We start from the raw sequence: 16,975 nt of genomic DNA on the forward strand, positions 1-16,975 counted from the left end.
TCCTCGTACTGGACGTACTTGGGCTTTCGGCCGGTGCGGCGAGAGTGCGTGCCGGGCGTCGCGACGGGGCGAACGTTGCCTGCCGCGGCACTAGAGCGGGCCGACGGCACCGGCAGGCCGGGTGGGCCGACCGGGCACGGTGCCGCCTTCCCGCGGGCGACGCTCAGACCACCGGACCCAGCGGGTTGAGCTGGTCCGCGCGGCCCTCGAAGGCGTAGAGCAGCAGGTCCGTCATGTCGAACACGTCGTCGGAGTTACGCGCCTCGACCGGGCTGAGGAAGGGACGCCAGAAGGGGTCGCGCACGATCGAGTGCCGGCTGCCCTCCATGGCCCGGTGGAACACCTCGGCGACGATGCGCCCGCCGACGCCGGTCAGCTTCCCGCCGCCCTTCACCTCGGCCTCGCGCAGGATGTAGAACCACAGCGGCGCGTTCTTGGCGACCGCCTTCGCGAGCCCGGCGGAGAGCTGCGCGCCGCCGCCCTGCGCGAAGTCGGCGGCGGTCAGCGGCTCCACGTCGACCTTCCGGCTGACGAAGTACTCGGCCATCTGCTGTCCCGTCGCCAGCCGCAGCATGGAGGCCCGGGTGAGGTTGCGGAAGGCGAGGTTCAGCTCGATCTCCGGGGGCTTCGGCTGTCCCCGCCCGCCGAAGGCGCCGAGCGGCAGGTTGGCGAGCGGATTGACCAGCAGCGTGTCGATGCGCTTGGCGAGGTTGAACTGCGCCGCGGGCACCTGGAGATCGGCCCGCTCCGGCGCCGCCTCCTGGAAGGCGAACAACCGCCTGAAGTCGGCGATCCAGTTGGTGGGCAGCCGCTCGAAGTCGCCCGCCTCCGGGTCCGTCGGGTCGGCGGGCGGCGGGGAGAGGATGCCGCTGGTGCCGCTGAACCGGAACAGCAGCTCCAGCGTGCCGCGGCCCCGGTCGAAGATCCGGTTCCAGTTGTAGGCGCCCCGGACCATGCTGTGGCCCAGCCGGTAGGCGGCCACGGAGAACTCGATCGGCATGGTCGGCAGGTTCTGCTCGCCGGTCGTCGTTTCGAAGACCCGTCGGCCGTTGCTGAACACGTCGTCGACGATCTCGGGGTCGACGATCCGCTTCAGGAAGTCGTGGCGCAGCATCCACTGGTAGTGCTTGACGACCGTCTCGCGCGCCGACTCGAACAGGACCGCGCTCGACACGCCCTTGCCGACCAGATCGGCGACCACCCGGTTGTGGAAGCGGATGAAGGCGGTGTGGATCTGGGCGACGATCAGGTTCTCGTCGTTGCGCGGGTCCGGGATCAGGGCCCGGCGCCGCTCGGACTTCAGCGAGCCCGAGCCCGTCCGCGGCAGGTCGAACCCGGTGAGGGGCAGGCCCACGACGGACGGGTCGTCCGGTATGCCCTGCGTGGTCCCGGTCTTCAGCCTGAGCCCGTCGTCTTCGTAGAACCGGCGGTCGAAGCGGTGGTCGGGCCCGAGGCCGTAGAGGGAGTCGAGGTCGAGGGCCGGGGATCGGCCCTGGAGGAGCTGACGCACCGTGATCTCGTCCTCGAGGCGCACCGCGGTGGCGTCCAGGGTGAGGTCGTGGTCCACGAACTGTCCGAGGTAGGTGAACCCCGCGGGGACGTCCGGCTGGTCGGGATGGGTCGCCGCGGCGTTCGTCATCGCCTGGGCCAGCTCGGTGCGGGCGGCGCGGTCGAGCTGTTGGGCCGGCCGGGACTGCGGGCCCAGCCGCGAGAAGCGGAACTTGCGCAGGTCCGCCACGGACGAGGCGGGCTGCGCCGCCGCGGGCTCGCCGTCCCGGGACTCGGCGAGGATGCCCTCGCCGACGACGTAGAAGGAGGAACGGACATGGCGTTTGCTCTGTGGTTCACGTGCGGGTCGGAACATGAATCCCCCATGTGGTTCACGCATGCGCGAGAGCGCGCACGGATGAGCCCACGCTAGGGGACGACAGCGGCGGAAGGGCGAATTCCGTCAATTACCTCAAGAAGCCCAAGAGTTGACGGTCTGTACACATGGCCTATGCGCGTCAAAGCGGACTCAACGGCAACGGCAGTCCGGGCAGTCCGTCCATGCTCGTGGCGATGTGCTCCTTCTTCGCGAAGTACGCGCTGAGCGAGTCGTCGTCCTCCCGCGCGAACCGCTTCGCGTGCAGCTCGCGGTCCTCGTCGTACGTCATGAAGGGCACCGCGTAGCCGCAGCTGTCCCGGACGCGTTCGGCGTGCACGACGATGATCGCGCGCAGTCCGTGCGGGGTCGCCTCGATGTCGGGGAAGCGGGCGAGGAGCTCCCGGAAGCGGGGGTCGTCGCGGAAGACCGGCTCGCCGCGGCCGTGCACCCGCACGATGTTCGGCGGCCCCTGGAAGGCGCACCACATCAGCGTGATCCGGCCGTTCTCCCGCAGATGCGCGATGGTCTCCGCGTTGGAGCCGGCGAAGTCGAGGTAGGCCACGGTGTGCTCGTCCAGCACGACGAACGAGCCCTTGAGGCCCTTGGGGGAGAGGTTGACCGTGCCGTCCCCGGCCAGCGGCGCGGTCGCGGTGAAGAAGAGGGGCTGCTCCTGGATGAACGTACGGAGTCGGCCGTCTATGCGCTCATAAGTCTTTCCCATGTCTCACGATTATCCGGGAAGGTCTTCGCGTGTCCAAGGGGAAGAGTGTGGTGCGCACATGCCACAGCGGCCGCCCCGGTCGGCGCTGTGCCGGGGCGGCCGCTGTGCCTGTCACGTCACTGGTTCAACGTGCAGGCGGCCAGTGCCTCGAGGCCCTGCGGCTTGGTGCCCTGGCGGCCGATCGAGATGGCGATGCGGTCGATCGTGGACGCGCGCTTGCCCTCCAGCGGGCCGAGGATCGCGTTCTGCACGAAGTTGGGGCCGCCCTGGCCGACGGTGTTGACCAGCCGGGTGTTGGCCTCGGCGAGCTGCGTCTGGAGCAGTGCCAGGTTGCGGTCGACCTCGGCCTGGGCGGTGGCGGGGATCGCGGGCAGCTGCGAGGCGACGTCCGGGCAGCTGATCGTGCCGGCGGCGCCCGCCTCGGCGCCCGTGTCCTCCGCCGCGCCGTCCTCGGCCCCGCCCGCGCCGGCGGTCTCTTCCGCGCCCGGGGTGGCCTCGGCCTCGTCGCCGGCCGCGTCGCCGGCGCCGGCCTCCTCGCCGGTGTCCGCCGCGCCGCCCGCGTCGAGGGCGCACGTGGCGAGCGCCTCGAGGCCCTGGGGCTTGTCCGCGGTGCGGCCGATGGCGGTGGCGATACGGTTCACGACGGCGATCCGCTTGTCCTCCAGCGGGCCGAGGATCGCGTTCTGCACGAAGTTGGGGCCGCCCTGGCCGACGGTGTCGATCAGCCGCTGGTTGGCCTCGTCGATCTGCGTCTGGAGCAGCGCGAGGTTGCGGTCGACCTCGGCCTGGGCGGTGGCGGGGATCGCGGGCAGCTGCGAGGCCACGTCCGGGCACGAGATGGTGCCGGGGCCGGCGGCGAGCGTGTTGGCGTTGGTGGTGTTGTCGCTCTTGGACGACTCCCCGGCGAGCGCGGAGTTGACGACGACCGCGCCGGACAGTGCCAGAGCGGCGGCCGCGCCGATGACCACCACGCGACGCTTGTTGTACTTCGGAAGAGCCCTGGACATGGGGGTGCCTCACTTGGGTCAGGAGTGGGTTTACAAACACGCGGCCGGCGTTCAGCGGTGAGTACGGGTAAGCGGTTGTCGTTGTTCAAGGCGTCTTCAAATCTCTTGCCGAAGTTCGCCGAATTGACGAATCATGCATGACACTGCATAATCATGCATGACCTTGAGCGCAGCGGTGAGGAGCAACGCAAGTGAGCAGCAACAGCGGTGACGTACGGCTCTGGGGCGCCCGTTTCGCCGACGGTCCCGCCGAGGCCCTGGCGAAGCTGTCCGCGTCCGTCCACTTCGACTGGCGGCTCGCGCCCTACGACATCGCCGGTTCGCGGGCCCACGCGCGCGTGCTGCACAAGGCGGGCCTGCTCACCGAGGACGAACTGAACCGGATGACCGCCGGACTCGACCAGCTCGCCGCGGACGTCGCCGACGGCTCCTTCGTCGGCACCATCGCCGACGAGGACGTCCACACCGCCCTGGAGCGCGGTCTGCTGGAGCGGCTCGGCGCCGACCTCGGCGGCAAGCTGCGCGCCGGCCGCTCCCGCAACGACCAGGTCGCCACCCTCTTCCGGATGTACCTGCGCGACCACGCCCGGATCGTCGGCGGCCTGATCGCCGACCTCCAGGACGCCCTCGTCGGCCTCGCCGAGGCCCACCCGGACGTGGCGATGCCCGGCCGCACCCACCTTCAGCACGCCCAGCCGGTGCTCTTCGCCCACCATGTCCTCGCGCACGTCCAGTCCCTGTCCCGGGACGCGGAGCGGCTGCGCCAGTGGGACGAGCGCACGGCCGTCTCGCCCTACGGCTCCGGCGCGCTCGCGGGCTCCTCCCTGGGCCTGGACCCGGAGGCGGTGGCCGCCGACCTCGGCTTCGAGAACGGCAGCGTCGGCAACTCCATCGACGGCACGGCGTCCCGCGACTTCGTCGCCGAGTTCGCCTTCATCACCGCGATGATCGGCGTGAACCTCTCCCGGATCGCCGAGGAGATCATCATCTGGAACACGAAGGAGTTCTCCTTCGTGACGCTGCACGACGCGTTCTCCACGGGCTCGTCGATCATGCCGCAGAAGAAGAACCCGGACATCGCGGAGCTGGCGCGGGGCAAGAGCGGCCGCCTGATCGGCAATCTGACGGGCCTCATGGCCACGCTCAAGGCGCTTCCGCTGGCCTACAACCGTGACCTCCAGGAGGACAAGGAGCCGGTCTTCGACTCCTGCGACCAGCTCGAGGTCCTGCTCCCCGCCTTCACCGGCATGATGGCCACCCTCACCGTCAACCGCGAGCGCATGGAGGAACTGGCCCCGGCCGGCTTCTCGCTCGCCACCGACATCGCCGAGTGGCTGGTCAAGCAGGGCGTGCCGTTCCGTGTCGCGCACGAGGTCGCCGGCGAGTGCGTCAAGGCGGCGGAGGCCGAGGGCAAGGAGCTGGACGAACTGACGGACGACCAGTTCGCGAAGATCTCCGCCCACCTCACCCCCGAGGTCCGCACGGTCCTCAACGTCAAGGGCGCCCTGGCCTCCCGCAACGCCCGAGGCGGCACGGCCCCGAGCGCGGTCGCGATCCAGCTGGCAGAGGTGAAGGCGAACGTGGCGGCCCAGCACGAATGGGCAACTGCCAAGAAGGCCTGAGGGGAACGCCCTCAGGGGCGCGGGGCTGTGTCGATGTGCGGCTCCGCCGCGTGGGCGCGAACAACCACAACGCACCCGCCCCCGCCGAACCACCGCACAACCCGAGCTCTGAAGCGAGGGCCGTCGCGGGTTACGTTGGTCGCAGCCGACCGAACGGAGCCTGCGATGCCCTTCGCCCGCCTGGCAGCGGCAACGACCCCCACCTGTCACATCGGCTACGGCCTCGCCGCAGTCGGCCGCCCCGGCTACATCAACCTCGGCCGGGACGCCGACCTCGGAGCGGACCGCAGTGTCGAATCGCTGCGCACCCGCACCCACGAACTCCTCGACGCCGCCTACGCCCAGGGCGTGCGCTACTTCGACGCGGCCCGTTCCTACGGCCGCTCCGAGGAGTTCCTCGCCGACTGGCTGAACGCCCGCCCCGACGTCGACGACATCGTCGTCGGCAGCAAATGGGGCTACACCTACACCGCTGAGTGGACCACGGACGCGGAGAAGCACGAGGTCAAGGACCACGGCCTCGCGACGTACGAGCGTCAGCGCGCCGAGTCGGAGGAACTGCTCGGCGCCCGCCTCGACCTGTACCAGATCCACTCGGTGACCCCGGACAGCCCGGCCCTCTCCGACAAGGAACTCCACGCGAAGCTGGCCGAAGCCGCCGCCCAGGGTCTCACCGTCGGCTTCTCCACGAGCGGCCCCGCCCAGGCCGACGCCATCCGCGCCGCCCTCGCCGTGACGGTCGACGGCACGCCCCTCTTCCGCACCGTCCAGTCGACGTACAACGCGCTGGAGACCTCGGCCGGCCCGGCGCTCGCCGAGGCCCACGACGCCGGACTCACGGTGATCGTGAAGGAGGGCATGGCCAACGGGCGGCTCGCGGGGCCGCACGCGCCGGACGCCCTCAGGGTCGTGGCGGGAGAGACCTCCCTCGGCTGTGACGCCGTCGCCCTCGCCCTGATCCTGCGCCGGCCGTGGGCCGGCGTCGTCCTCTCCGGCGCCGCGACCGCCGCCCAACTCGCCTCCAACCTGCACGCGGCCGTCGTCGATCTCGACGACGACCAGCTGGACCGACTGTCCGGGCTGGCCGAGGACCCGCGTGCGTACTGGGAGCGGCGCGGCAGCCTGCCCTGGCACTGAGAAACCCCGCCTGGCCCGCCGACGGTGAGCCACACACGCCCGTGATGAGACATAGACGTCTCATATGGGCTATCCTCGTCTCATGGCCGTCGACCGTGACCACGTACTCCGCAGCGCCGCCGCCCTGCTGACCCGCAGATCCACCGCCACGATGGACGAGGTCGCCAAGGCGGCCGGGATCAGCCGCGCCACCCTGCACCGCCACTTCGCCGGACGCGACGCGCTGGTCCGCGCCCTGGAGGCGCTCGGCATAGCGGAATGCGAGAGCGCCCTGGACCGGGCCCGGCTGGAGGAGGGCCCGGCGGCCGGCGCCGTACGCCGACTCGTCCAGGAGATGGAACCGGCCGCCGCCCTGCTCGCCTTCCTCTACTCGGAGAACCAGCTCTTCGAGGGCGACCAGCACCAGGGCTGGGCGCGGATCGACGACCGCATCGCGACCCTGTTCCGGCGCGGCCAGGCCGACGGCGAGTTCCGTATCGACCTCACCCCGGCCTGGCTCACCGAGGCGCTCTACGGCCTGCTGGCCTCCGGCGCCTGGGCGGTCATGGAGGGCAGGGTCGCGCCCAAGGACTTCACCCACATGATCGTCGAGCTGCTGCTCGGCGGTGCGCTACGGCCTTCGGCACAGCGGAGAGCGGAATCATGACCAGCGCCCTGCAGCGGGCGACCACGACCGAGGCGGTGAAGCGCCCGGACCGTTGGCTCGCGCTCTCCGTCCTCGTGCTCGCCGTGCTGCTGGTGGCCGTCGACGCGACCGTCCTCGGTCTCGCGACCCCCTACATCAGTGAGGACCTGCGCCCCTCCGGCACCCAGCTCCTCTGGATCGGCGACGTCTACTCGTTCGTCATCGCCGGTCTGCTCGTGTCGATGGGCAGCCTCGGCGACCGCATCGGCCGCAAGCGGATCCTGCTCGTCGGCGCCACCGCGTTCGGCCTGATATCGGTCCTCAACGCCTATGCGACGACCCCGGAGACGATGATCGCGGCCCGGGCCCTGCTGGGCGTGGCCGGCGCGACCCTGATGCCCGCCACCCTCGCCCTGATCCGCAACCTCTTCCACGACCCGCGCGAGCGCAGCCTCGCGGTCGGCATCTGGGGTGCGACCGCCTCCGCCGGCACCGCGGTCGGCCCGATCGTGGGCGGCTTCCTCCTCGAACACTTCTGGTGGGGCTCGGTCTTCCTGATCAACCTGCCGGTGATGGTCGTGCTCGTCGTCGTCGGCCTGAAGACACTGCCCGAGTCGAAGAACCCCGACCCGGGCCCCTGGGATCTGATCAGCGTCGTCTTCTCACTGGTCGGCATGATCGCCGTCGTCTACGCGGTGAAGGAGGCCGCCAGTCACGGCCTGACCTGGGAACCGCTGACGGCGGGTCTGCTGGGCGCGGCCGCGCTCCACGGCTTCGTCCGCCGCCAGCTCACCCTCCCCGAACCGCTGCTGGACATGCGCCTGTTCCGCGGTCGCGGCTTCAGCGGCGCGGTACTGGCCGACATGCTGACCGTGCTCGGCATGTCCGGCCTGGTGTTCTTCCTCTCCCAGTACCTGCAGTTGGTACAGGGCAGAGGGCCCCTGGAAGCCGGCCTGGCCGAACTCCCCGCCGCCGTGGGCGCGGTGGCCGCCGGCCTGACGGCGGGCCGTGTGGCCCGCCGCTACTCGGTACGCGCCGTGGTCTCCGGGGGCCTTGCGGCGATCGGCCTGGCCCTGGCCGCGCTGACGACGATCGACGCGACGACCGGCTATCCGATCCTGGGCGCTGCCCTGCTGGCGGTCGGCGTCGGCGCGGGCTTCTCCTTCACGGTGACCTCCGACGTCATCCTGTCCTCGGTCCCCAAGGAGCAGGCGGGAGCGGCCTCCGCGGTCTCCGAGACGGCGTACGAACTGGGCGCGGCCCTCGGCATCGCGGTGCTCGGCTCGATCGTGACGGGCGTCTACCGCGGCTTCCCGTCCCCGACGGGCACCCCCGAAGGCGCACACGAGTCACTGGGCGGCGCGGTGGAAGCGGCGGGCCACCTGCCGCCGACCGAGGCCGAGACCATGCTGGCCTCGGCACGGGAGGCATTCGTCGACGGCCTCGGCGTGGCATCGGGGGCAGGCGCAGCGGTCCTCCTGGCAACAGCGCTGGCAGCGTGGTTCCTGCTGAAGCAACAGCGCCTGGAAGACGCGGGGTGACCTCCGGGGGCGGGCGCCGGGACAGCGCCGATATGCGGCTCCGCCGCGGGGCGCGACCAGCCACAACGTAGCCGCACCCGACAACGAACCCCTAAGCCGCTTTGGCCTTGGTCGCGTACATGTCCACATACTCCTGCCCCGACAACCGCATGACCTCGGTCATCACGGAGTCCGTCACAGCCCGCAGCACATACCGATCCCGGTCCATCCCCTCGTACCGGGAGAACTCCATCGCCTCACCGAACCGGACAGTGACCCGCCCGGGGCGGGGCATCCCCGCACCCCCCGGCTGCAACTTGTCGGTGCCGATCATCGCGAAGGGAACGACCGGCGCGCCCGTCATCAGCGTCAGCCGCGCGATGCCGGTACGGCCCCGGTACAGCCGGCCGTCGGGCGACCGGGTGCCCTCGGGGTAGATCCCGAAGACCTTCCCCTCCTCCAGCACCCGCCGCCCGGTCATCAGCGCGGCGACACCGCCGCGCCCGCCGTCGCGGTCGACGGGGATCATGCCGACGCCGATGAAGAACCAGGCCATGAGCCGGCCCTTGAGGCTCTCGCCGGTGACGTACTCGTCCTTGCCGATGAAGAAGACCTGCCGGTCGCACACGAGCGGCAGGATCATCGAGTCGATGAACGTGAGATGGTTGCCGGCCAGGATGACCGGGCCGTCGCCGGGGATGTGCTCCGCGCCCTCGACCCGGGGGCGGAACATCAGGCGCATGACCGGTCCGAGCACTGTCTTGATCAGCGCGAAGCGGGACAACGAGCCCTCCGATGTCAAGGGAAAACGGTATGAGTCTGTGCAGGTGAGGACGATACTCGCGGCCGTGGGGGTGGCGCACATCGGGTCACCCAGGTCTTACGCACTGTTGACGTACGTTTACCTGTACGGCCGTATCGACCCCGCTTCGTCGCCTGCCCGTCACGTGCGCGGAACGCTGCGAGCCGGCGCTCTCGACTGAGCGCCTTCCCGGCCCGAACCCGTTCAACCGGCCGCATCCAGCCTCGATCCGGCCGTATCCGGCCGTATCCGACGACCCGTCAGGCAGTCGTGCCGCACAAGCCATCCACCGTCACCCGCGTGTTAGGACCGAGGTCTCCCGACGGTCATGTCCACGCCCCTACGATCGGCGCGCACGGACGAGCCGACGGCAGGAGGCCCTCATGGGAACGCAGGACACGCAGGAGTCGAACCATCAGGCGAGCGTGAGCGGAACCGGACGGCGGGCGTTGCTCGGCGCGGCCGTGCTCGGCGCCACCGGAGGCGTCCTCGGCCTGTCGGGCACGGCGAGAGCCGCCGACGCGCGGCACGGGGGAGGCGGCGGTCTGAAGAGCCTGCCCGTCCCGACGGTCATCGGTCACCGCGGCGCCAGCGGCTACCGCCCCGAGCACACCTTCGGCTCCTACCAGCTCGCCCTCGACCTGGGCGCCGACATCGTCGAGGCCGGTGACCTCGTCCCCACCAGGGACGGCCACCTGGTCTGCCGGCACGAGCCGGAGATCGGCGGGACGACGGACGTCGCCGACCACCCCGAGTTCGCGAGCCGCAGGACGACGAAGGTGCTCGACGGCGTCTCGCTCACCGGCTGGTTCACCGAGGACTTCACGCTCGCCGAGCTCAAGACCCTGCGCGCGGTCGAGCGCATCCCGGACTACCGCCCGCACAACACGCTCTACAACGGTCGCTGGGAGATCCCCACCTTCGAGGAAGTCCTGAAGTGGCAGGACGAGCAGACCCGCAAGCGCGGCAAGCAGGTCTGGGTCTACCCCGAGACCAAGCACCCCACCTACTTCCGCAAGCTGGGCCTGGGCCTGGAGGAGCGGGTCGCCAAGCTGCTGCACAAGCACGGCAAGGACAAGAAGAACTCGCCGGTCATCCTGCAGTCCTTCGAGCCGAGCAGCATCCAGCGCCTGAACAAGCTGGTCGACAACCCCCTCGTGGTCCTGCTGTCGGCCGCCGGCACCCGCCCCTGGGACTTCGTCGAGGCGGGCGACCCGCGCACGGTCGACGACCTCGTCACCCGGGCCGGCCTCCGCGAGATCGCGGGCTATGCGAACGGCGTCGGCCCGACCCTCGACCTGGTCATCCCGAAGGACGCGAGCGGCAACCTCACCACCCCGACCGCCCTGGTGAAGGACGCCCACGCGGTCGGCCTGGTCCTGCACCCGTACACCATGCGCAACGAGAACCCCTTCCTGCCGCCGAGCTTCCGCAAGGGCACGGACGCGGACGCCTACGGCGACTCCCTCAGCGTCTTCCGCACCTACTTCGCGACCGGCATCGACGGCGTCTTCACGGACAACCCGGACACCGGGCTGCTGGCTCGCGCGGACTTCGTCAACGGCTGAGTCCTCGTTGGAGTGACAGTCGGCCGCCCGGGCAACCAGCCGCCCGGGCGGCCGCATCGTTCGGCATATGACGTCCGACCTTCTCACCGCCCTGCGCCCGCTCCTCAGCGCGGAGGCCTCCGCCGAGGCCCATGCCACCGGCACCGAACCCGGCGACCTGGAACAGGCGGTCTGGCTCCGCCTGCTGGAGCACCTCGCCGCCGAGGGCCCGCCGCTCGACCCCCAGGGCTGGCTGCGCCGGGCCGTCCGCGCCGAGGTCCGCCGCACCCGTCGGACCATCCGCCGGGAACAGCCGTACGCGAGCGACCCGGCCGACGACACCGCCCGCGGCCCGGAGCAACTCGCCCTCGCCGCGGCCCGCCACCGCGCCCTGCGCGAGGCCGTGCACCGGCTGCCCGGCCGGTGCTCCCGCCTCCTCCAGGCGCTGCTCTCGCCGGAGGACCTCACCTACCGCGAGATCGCGGGGGAGTTGGGTATCTCACAGGGCAGTCTCGGACCGGAACGCTCCAGATGTCTGGGATGTCTGCGACGTTTGCTGACTCCGGAGGTTGCGGCCGGTGAAGTGCGGGGATAGGAGTGAAGGACCACAGGCGATCAGGTGAGCGGGAGGCGTGCGCACATGGGCATGAGCGTGACCATCTCGGTGGCGACCGAGCAGGACACCGAGCAGATCTTCAGGCTGCAGTACCTCTGCTTCCAGAGCGAAGCCGCGCTGTACGGCAACTACCGCATCGCCCCGCTCGTCCAGACCCTCGACTCGGTCCGGCAGGAGCTCACCACCGACTGCGTCTTCGTGGCCCGGCTGGGCGACGAAGTGGTGGGCTCGGTACGCGGCAACCTCACGGAGGACGGCGCCGCGGCCATCGGCAAGCTCTGCGTCCACCCCCGCCTCCAGGGCCACGGCATCGGCGCACGGCTGCTGCGCGCGGCCGAGGAGGCGCTGGCCGAGGAGCGCGGCGCCAAGAAGTTCCGCCTCTTCACCGGCCACCGCAGCGAGGGCAACCTCCGCCTCTACCGCCGCGTCGGCTACGAGACCGTCGGCACCTCCGAGGGCACGGACGGCGTGCCGATGATCGTCCTGGAGAAGCAGGCGGGGGAGTACGCGGCTACCGCGTAGCGGTCGTGGGGGGCGTGGCGGTGCGGGACTTGCGCAGCCAGTACAGGGCCGACAGCGGCAGCAGCACGGGAATGAACACGTACCCCATCCCGTACTTCGACCACACGGTCGCGTCGGGGAAGGCGGACGGCTCCATCAGCGTCCAGGTGCCGACGACGAGTACGCCCGCCAGCTCGGCGGCGCAGCAGATCCGCGCCGCCCTGCGGGCCGTCTCGCCGCCCCGCACCAGCGAGTACGTGATGAAGCCGTACACCACGCCGGCCACCGCCGACAGTGAGTACGCCAGCGGCGCCCGGTCGAACTCCGTCGCGATCTGGTACGCCGACCGCGACACGGCGCCGACGACCATCACCCCGTAGAACCAGACGAGCAGTATCCCGGGCCCGCTGATGAGCCGGGCCGGCTTCTCCTGTGTCGCCGTCATCTCAGCCTCCCCAGATGTCGAAGAGCCGCACCTCGAGCACGGCGAGCACCACGCCGCCCGCCGCGACCGTCACCGAACCCCAACGGGTCCGCTCGGCCAGCGACATGAACCCCGCCGCCGGAACGCAGGCGAAGGCTCCCAGCAGATACGCCACGAAGATCGTCGTGCCCTGCTCGGGCTTCTCGCCCCGCGCCAGCTGCACGATCCCGATCACCAGCTGGACCAGGGCCAGAGCCGTGACCACGGCCATCGCGATGAAGTGCCAGTCCTTCGTCGGCTGGTCGCGGTAGGCGGCCCAGCCGCACCAGGCGGCGAGCAGCAACGCGGCGACGCCGGTCACCAGCGTCAGTGCATCAAGCATGCAGCGACCTTAATACGGCGTATCCGGCACCCCACGATCGGCCCCGCGGCCCGACGAGGGACGGCGCCCTCCTCTCCACCCTCGCCTCGGTCCAGCGCTGCTGGAACCGGTGGGCGGCCGAGTACGGGAGCCCTGTCCGCTCGCGCATGACCACCGTGGCGTCGGCCACAACCCACCTTGCCCATGAGCTTGTCGCCGACCTCGTGGTGGACGGCCTCTCCGTCTTGTCGGCGCTGGTCACCGACGGGGGAGTGGTGATCTCCGTACGCGGCTGAGGGGTGTCCGAGGGCCGTCCATCACTGTCCATCATCCGGACAGCGCAGTCTTTGTCAGGACCGTACGTCTGCTTTACTGATGCTCATGACCACGACGAGCAGCCGCACCCTTGCGACCGAGGCGACCATGACGCCCGGTGCTCGTTGTATGTGTCGAATGCGCGCCTTCTAGAGGGCCCCCGCACCACCCGAGCTCGCGCCCCGAAGCGAGACGCCGTGGCAGGTCCGTACGCCGCACTTCTGCCGCACGTGACATCAGCCGCGCCCCGCGCACATGTTTCTCCCCGGTTCCCCGCCACAGCGAGAACCGTGTCGCGTCCCTGACAATCTGCACCCGTGCGCCCGGGCACACCCACGCCCGCGCACTCGACAGTGACGGAAATCCACGTGATCACCACCACGGGCCTGACCAAGGTCTACCGCTCGCGCGGCCGTGCGGTCACCGCCCTCGACGGCGTCGACCTGCACGTCCGCGAAGGCGAGGTGTACGGCGTCATCGGCCAGTCCGGCGCCGGCAAGTCCTCGCTCATCCGCTGCATCAACCTCCTGGAGCGCCCCACCGCCGGCACGGTCACCGTCGCCGGCCAGGACCTCACCGCGCTCGCCGGCCGCGGACCCCGCGCCGGCAAGGAGCTGCGGCAGGCGCGCAGCCGGATCGGGATGGTCTTCCAGCACTTCAACCTGCTGTCCTCGCGAACCGTGCAGGACAACGTCGAACTGCCCCTGGAGATCCTCGGCGTCTCAGGGAAGGAACGTTCCCGCAAGGCACTGCAACTGCTCGACCTGGTCGGTCTCGCCGACAAGGCGAAGTCCTTCCCCGCCCAGCTCTCCGGCGGTCAGAAGCAGCGCGTCGGCATCGCCCGCGCCCTGGCCGGCGACCCGAAGGTACTGCTCTCCGACGAGGCCACCAGTGCCCTCGACCCCGAGACCACCCGCTCCATCCTCCAGCTGCTGCGCGACCTGAACCGGCAGCTGGGCCTGACCGTGCTGCTCATCACCCACGAGATGGACGTGGTGAAGTCGATCTGCGACTCGGCCGCGCTCATGGAGAACGGCCACGTCGTCGAGTCCGGCACGGTCAGCGAACTGCTCGCCACCCCCGGCTCCGAACTGGCCGCCGCCCTCTTCCCGGTCGGCGGCGAGGCAACCGGCGACGACCGCACCGTCATCGACGTCACCTTCCACGGCGAGGCCGCCACCCAGCCCGTCATCTCCCAGCTCTCGCGCACCTACAACATCGACATCTCGATCCTCGGCGCGGCCATCGACACCGTCGGCGGCCTCCAGGTCGGCCGGATGCGCATCGAACTGCCCGGCCGCTACGAGGACAACGTCGTGCCGATCGGCTTCCTGCGCGAACAGGGCCTCCAGATCGACGTCGTGGGCGAGTCCCCGCTGGTGAACGAGGGTGCCAAGTGACCTGGTCCGAAATGCAGCCCCTGCTGTCCCAGGCCTGTTGGGACACCCTCTACATGGTCGGCTGGTCCACGCTCATCGCCGTCGTCGGCGGTCTCCCGCTCGGCATTCTGCTGGTCCTCACCGACCGGGGCGGCCTGCTGCAGAACACCGTCGCCAACAAGGTGACCGGGCAGATCGTGAACATCGCCCGCTCGATGCCGTTCATCATCCTGATGGTCGCGCTGATGAACTTCACCCGCACGATCACCGGGACGACCATCGGCCGTGACGCCGCGATCGTGCCGCTCGCCATCGGGGCCATCCCGTTCTTCGCCCGCCTGGTCGAGACGGCCGTCCGCGAAGTGGACGGCCGTCTCGTCGAGGCCGTGCAGTCGATGGGCGGCAACACCTGGACGATCGTCCGCAAGGTCCTCGTCCCCGAGTCGCTGCCCTCGCTCATCGCCGGCGCCACGACCACCGTCGTGGCGCTCATCGGCTACTCCGCCATGGCCGGCACGGTCGGCGCCGGCGGCCTCGGCGACATCGCCATCCGCTACGGCTACCAGCGCTTCGAGACCGAGCTGATGTGGATCACGGTGGCGATCCTCGCCGTCGTCATCTCGCTCATCCAGTTCGCCGGCGACTACGCGGCCCGCTCCCTGCACCGCCGCGGCGGCTCCTCCGGTCCCGCCCCGAAACTCCGCCTCCTGAAGGCGAAGGCGCAGGCGCAGGCGAGCGAGCCGGCTGCCGCGGACGTCGGCAAGGTCGCGTAACCGCCCCCCCAGACTCCCCGCACCACCCATCGCGGGGTCGCTCCACCCTTAAGGAAAGGCACTTTTCGTGCGTAACACCGCCAAGATCACCACCGCCGTCCTCGCCGCCGGAGCCCTCACCCTCGGACTCAGCGCCTGCGGCTCGGACAAGGACTCCGGCAGCACCGACGCGAACGCCACGCTCACGGTCGCCGCCACGCCCACCCCGCAGGGCGAGATCCTCGCCTACATCAAGGACAACCTCGCGGCGAAGGCCGGCCTCAAGCTCGAGGTCAAGGAGTTCACGGACTACGTGACGCCCAACACGGCCGTCCAGCAGGGTGAGGTCGACGCCAACTACTTCCAGCACCAGCCGTACCTGACCGACTTCAACAAGAAGAACGACACCGACATCGTCGCCGTGCCCGGCGCCACCGTGCACCTGGAGCCGCTGGGTCTGTACTCCCAGGGCGTCAAGAAGCTCGCCGACCTCAAGACGGGCGCCACCGTCGCCCTGCCGAACGACACCACCAACGAGGCCCGCGCGCTGAAGCTGCTGGAGGCAAGCGGCCTGATCGGCCTGAAGGACGGCGTCGGCTACTCCGCGACCCCCAAGGACGTCACCACCAACCCCAAGAACATCGAGTTCAAGGAGCTGGAGGCGGCCCAGCTGCCCCGGTCCCTCGCCGACGTCGACGCCGCCGTGATCAACGGCAACTACGCGCTGGAGGCCAAGCTCAGCCCGGCGAAGGACGCCCTCGTCGCGGAGTCCGCCACGGACAACCCGTACGCCAACTTCCTCGCCGTGAAGAAGGGCGACGAGGACGACCCGCGCGTGGTGAAGCTCGCCGAGCTGCTCACCTCGCCCGAGGTGAAGAAGTTCATCGAGGACAAGTACGACGGCGCCGTCGTCGCGGCGTTCTGACCCGCACCGACCGCCCTGCCCACGGGGTCCGCTCCCTCACTCGGTGCGGACCCCGTGGTGGGGTTCCGCGCTCACATGCTGCATGCTGGGCAGTTCAGCGAGCCCTGACGGGCCGGCAGGTCTCATCCGAGATTTCGAAGGTTACGGAGTGGCGCATGACAAGCACCTTCCCCACCATCTCCATCAGCACGGAGCGGTTGGGCTTGCGTCCCCTCGACGAGGACGACGTGCCCGCGCTGGCCGACATGATGAACGATGAGCAGGTCGCGGCCTGGACCGCCGTGCCCCAGCCCTACGACCGGGCGGCCGCCCGCCGCTGGATCACCGAGTACGCGCCCGCCGAACGCACCGCCGGCCGCGGCCTCGACCTCGCCGTCACCGAGTTCCTCACCCAGCGCCTGGTCGGCGTCGTCCAGCTGGCCAAGACCAACTGGCACGTCCGCTCCACCGAGATGTCGTACATCATCGCCCCCTGGGCGCGCGGCGAGGGCTACGCCTCCGAGGCGGCGCTGGCCACCGCCCAGTGGCTGTTCACCGACCAGAAGTTCGAGCGCGTCGAGCTGCGTACGGCCGCCGACAACACCGCCTCCCAGCAGGTCGCACAGAAGATCGGCTGCATCAGCGAGGGCGTGCTGCGCAACGCCTGCATAGCGCGCGCCCGCGCCGAGGACGGCACCTGGAACGACGTGCGCACCGACTACATCGTGTGGAGCCTCCTCCCGGAGGACGTGGAGGGCGCCGGGGAGCACTTCGCGGAGAGCGGTGGTTTCACGTCGTACACCGACTGGAACTGACCTCCGGCCCGGGTGCCGGCGCCCTTGCCGGGACCTGCCGAGCAGGTACCCTCACGGAGC

At 70.4% G+C, this 16,975-nt stretch carries 17 protein-coding genes and 1 pseudogene; 12 read left to right on the top strand and 6 right to left on the bottom strand.

Annotated features, from left to right (window positions below):
• Nucleotides 1-163: 163 nt before the first annotated feature.
• The 3 genes from AB0J04_RS30010 to AB0J04_RS30020 form a co-directional block, all read right to left on the bottom strand.
• Nucleotides 164-1,864 (bottom strand): heme peroxidase family protein, encoded by a 1,701-nt coding sequence (locus AB0J04_RS30010; RefSeq protein WP_363171709.1) that lies wholly within the window; start codon nt 1,862-1,864, stop codon nt 164-166.
• Nucleotides 1,865-2,006: 142 nt separating this feature from the next.
• Nucleotides 2,007-2,588, bottom strand: a complete 582-nt coding sequence (locus tag AB0J04_RS30015) for a pyridoxamine 5'-phosphate oxidase family protein (RefSeq protein WP_363171710.1) — start codon at nt 2,586-2,588, stop codon at nt 2,007-2,009.
• A 116-nt stretch (nt 2,589-2,704) separates the two neighbouring features.
• A complete protein-coding gene (locus AB0J04_RS30020) occupies nt 2,705-3,595 on the bottom strand; it encodes a hypothetical protein (protein ID WP_363171711.1) in 891 nt (296 codons plus the stop codon).
• Nucleotides 3,596-3,786: 191 nt separating this feature from the next.
• On the opposite strand from AB0J04_RS30020, the gene argH reads away from it, so the two are divergent.
• The 4 genes from argH to AB0J04_RS30040 all read left to right on the top strand — a co-directional run bounded on the left by argH (nt 3,787) and on the right by AB0J04_RS30040 (nt 8,520).
• The gene (gene argH, locus AB0J04_RS30025) at nt 3,787-5,217 is read left to right on the top strand and encodes an argininosuccinate lyase (protein WP_363171712.1); all 1,431 of its coding nucleotides are present in this window, start codon (nt 3,787-3,789) and stop codon (nt 5,215-5,217) included.
• 165 nt (nt 5,218-5,382) lie between these two features.
• Nucleotides 5,383-6,354 (top strand): aldo/keto reductase, encoded by a 972-nt coding sequence (locus tag AB0J04_RS30030; RefSeq protein ID WP_363171713.1) that lies wholly within the window; start codon nt 5,383-5,385, stop codon nt 6,352-6,354.
• Nucleotides 6,355-6,436: 82 nt separating this feature from the next.
• Entirely contained in the window at nt 6,437-7,000 is a 564-nt protein-coding gene (locus AB0J04_RS30035; protein WP_363171714.1) for a helix-turn-helix domain-containing protein, read from the top strand.
• Nucleotides 6,997-8,520: an MFS transporter gene (locus AB0J04_RS30040; protein ID WP_363171715.1), complete on the top strand. Its 1,524-nt coding sequence runs from the start codon at nt 6,997-6,999 to the stop codon at nt 8,518-8,520. Before AB0J04_RS30035 ends, AB0J04_RS30040 begins: the two co-directional genes overlap by 4 nt.
• A 91-nt stretch (nt 8,521-8,611) precedes the next feature.
• Here the strand turns inward: AB0J04_RS30040 and AB0J04_RS30045 are convergent, their stop codons facing one another.
• The gene (locus AB0J04_RS30045; RefSeq protein ID WP_363171745.1) at nt 8,612-9,283 is read right to left on the bottom strand and encodes a lysophospholipid acyltransferase family protein; all 672 of its coding nucleotides are present in this window, start codon (nt 9,281-9,283) and stop codon (nt 8,612-8,614) included.
• Between the two features lie 401 nt (nt 9,284-9,684).
• Between AB0J04_RS30045 and AB0J04_RS30050 the strand changes: the two genes are divergently transcribed.
• The 3 genes from AB0J04_RS30050 to AB0J04_RS30060 all read left to right on the top strand — a co-directional run bounded on the left by AB0J04_RS30050 (nt 9,685) and on the right by AB0J04_RS30060 (nt 11,986).
• Nucleotides 9,685-10,869 carry a glycerophosphodiester phosphodiesterase gene (locus AB0J04_RS30050; RefSeq protein ID WP_363171716.1) on the top strand — a complete coding sequence of 395 codons (1,185 nt, stop codon included), beginning with the start codon at nt 9,685-9,687 and terminating at the stop codon, nt 10,867-10,869.
• Between the two features lie 67 nt (nt 10,870-10,936).
• Nucleotides 10,937-11,443, top strand: a complete 507-nt coding sequence (locus AB0J04_RS30055; protein WP_363171717.1) for a sigma-70 family RNA polymerase sigma factor — start codon at nt 10,937-10,939, stop codon at nt 11,441-11,443.
• A 45-nt stretch (nt 11,444-11,488) separates the two neighbouring features.
• Nucleotides 11,489-11,986 (top strand): GNAT family N-acetyltransferase, encoded by a 498-nt coding sequence (locus AB0J04_RS30060; RefSeq protein WP_363171746.1) that lies wholly within the window; start codon nt 11,489-11,491, stop codon nt 11,984-11,986.
• Here AB0J04_RS30060 and AB0J04_RS30065 read toward each other — a convergent pair.
• A complete protein-coding gene (locus AB0J04_RS30065; RefSeq protein ID WP_363171718.1) occupies nt 11,976-12,410 on the bottom strand; it encodes a hypothetical protein in 435 nt (144 codons plus the stop codon). The genes AB0J04_RS30060 and AB0J04_RS30065 overlap by 11 nt on opposite strands.
• Nucleotide 12,411: 1 nt before the next feature.
• Nucleotides 12,412-12,771 (bottom strand): hypothetical protein, encoded by a 360-nt coding sequence (locus AB0J04_RS30070; RefSeq protein ID WP_363171719.1) that lies wholly within the window; start codon nt 12,769-12,771, stop codon nt 12,412-12,414.
• A gap of 140 nt (nt 12,772-12,911) precedes the next feature.
• On the opposite strand from AB0J04_RS30070, the pseudogene AB0J04_RS30075 reads away from it, so the two are divergent.
• The 5 genes and pseudogenes from AB0J04_RS30075 to AB0J04_RS30095 form a co-directional block, all read left to right on the top strand.
• Nucleotides 12,912-13,046, top strand: a pseudogene (locus tag AB0J04_RS30075) (HAD family hydrolase); the annotation flags it as partial.
• A gap of 387 nt (nt 13,047-13,433) precedes the next feature.
• Nucleotides 13,434-14,465 (top strand): ATP-binding cassette domain-containing protein, encoded by a 1,032-nt coding sequence (locus AB0J04_RS30080; RefSeq protein ID WP_363171720.1) that lies wholly within the window; start codon nt 13,434-13,436, stop codon nt 14,463-14,465.
• A complete protein-coding gene (locus AB0J04_RS30085) occupies nt 14,462-15,217 on the top strand; it encodes a methionine ABC transporter permease (protein WP_363171722.1) in 756 nt (251 codons plus the stop codon). The genes AB0J04_RS30080 and AB0J04_RS30085 overlap by 4 nt, the downstream gene beginning before the upstream one ends.
• 67 nt (nt 15,218-15,284) lie before the next feature.
• Nucleotides 15,285-16,121 carry a MetQ/NlpA family ABC transporter substrate-binding protein gene (locus AB0J04_RS30090; protein WP_363171723.1) on the top strand — a complete coding sequence of 279 codons (837 nt, stop codon included), beginning with the start codon at nt 15,285-15,287 and terminating at the stop codon, nt 16,119-16,121.
• A gap of 155 nt (nt 16,122-16,276) precedes the next feature.
• On the top strand, nt 16,277-16,915 hold the full coding sequence (locus AB0J04_RS30095) for a GNAT family N-acetyltransferase (protein ID WP_363171724.1): 639 nt from the start codon (nt 16,277-16,279) through the stop codon (nt 16,913-16,915).
• The last annotated feature ends 60 nt before the right edge of the window (nt 16,916-16,975 follow it).

The sequence above is a fragment of the Streptomyces sp. NPDC050263 genome (assembly GCF_040655955.1).
In the GTDB taxonomy this organism is placed as follows: Bacteria; Actinomycetota; Actinomycetes; order Streptomycetales; family Streptomycetaceae; genus Streptomyces.

What these genes read in the sequence shown, in the direction of transcription:
- AB0J04_RS30095 (WP_363171724.1), top strand. Translation starts at nt 16,277, where the DNA reads ATGACAAGCACCTTCCCCACCATCTCCATCAGCACGGAGCGGTTGGGC.
- AB0J04_RS30055 (WP_363171717.1), top strand. Translation starts at nt 10,937, where the DNA reads ATGACGTCCGACCTTCTCACCGCCCTGCGCCCGCTCCTCAGCGCGGAG.
- AB0J04_RS30015 (WP_363171710.1), bottom strand. Translation starts at nt 2,588, where the DNA reads ATGGGAAAGACTTATGAGCGCATAGACGGCCGACTCCGTACGTTCATC.
- AB0J04_RS30030 (WP_363171713.1), top strand. Translation starts at nt 5,383, where the DNA reads ATGCCCTTCGCCCGCCTGGCAGCGGCAACGACCCCCACCTGTCACATC.
- AB0J04_RS30040 (WP_363171715.1), top strand. Translation starts at nt 6,997, where the DNA reads ATGACCAGCGCCCTGCAGCGGGCGACCACGACCGAGGCGGTGAAGCGC.
- AB0J04_RS30050 (WP_363171716.1), top strand. Translation starts at nt 9,685, where the DNA reads ATGGGAACGCAGGACACGCAGGAGTCGAACCATCAGGCGAGCGTGAGC.
- AB0J04_RS30070 (WP_363171719.1), bottom strand. Translation starts at nt 12,771, where the DNA reads ATGCTTGATGCACTGACGCTGGTGACCGGCGTCGCCGCGTTGCTGCTC.
- AB0J04_RS30010 (WP_363171709.1), bottom strand. Translation starts at nt 1,864, where the DNA reads ATGTTCCGACCCGCACGTGAACCACAGAGCAAACGCCATGTCCGTTCC.
- AB0J04_RS30035 (WP_363171714.1), top strand. Translation starts at nt 6,437, where the DNA reads ATGGCCGTCGACCGTGACCACGTACTCCGCAGCGCCGCCGCCCTGCTG.
- AB0J04_RS30060 (WP_363171746.1), top strand. Translation starts at nt 11,489, where the DNA reads ATGGGCATGAGCGTGACCATCTCGGTGGCGACCGAGCAGGACACCGAG.
- AB0J04_RS30020 (WP_363171711.1), bottom strand. Translation starts at nt 3,595, where the DNA reads ATGTCCAGGGCTCTTCCGAAGTACAACAAGCGTCGCGTGGTGGTCATC.
- AB0J04_RS30065 (WP_363171718.1), bottom strand. Translation starts at nt 12,410, where the DNA reads ATGACGGCGACACAGGAGAAGCCGGCCCGGCTCATCAGCGGGCCCGGG.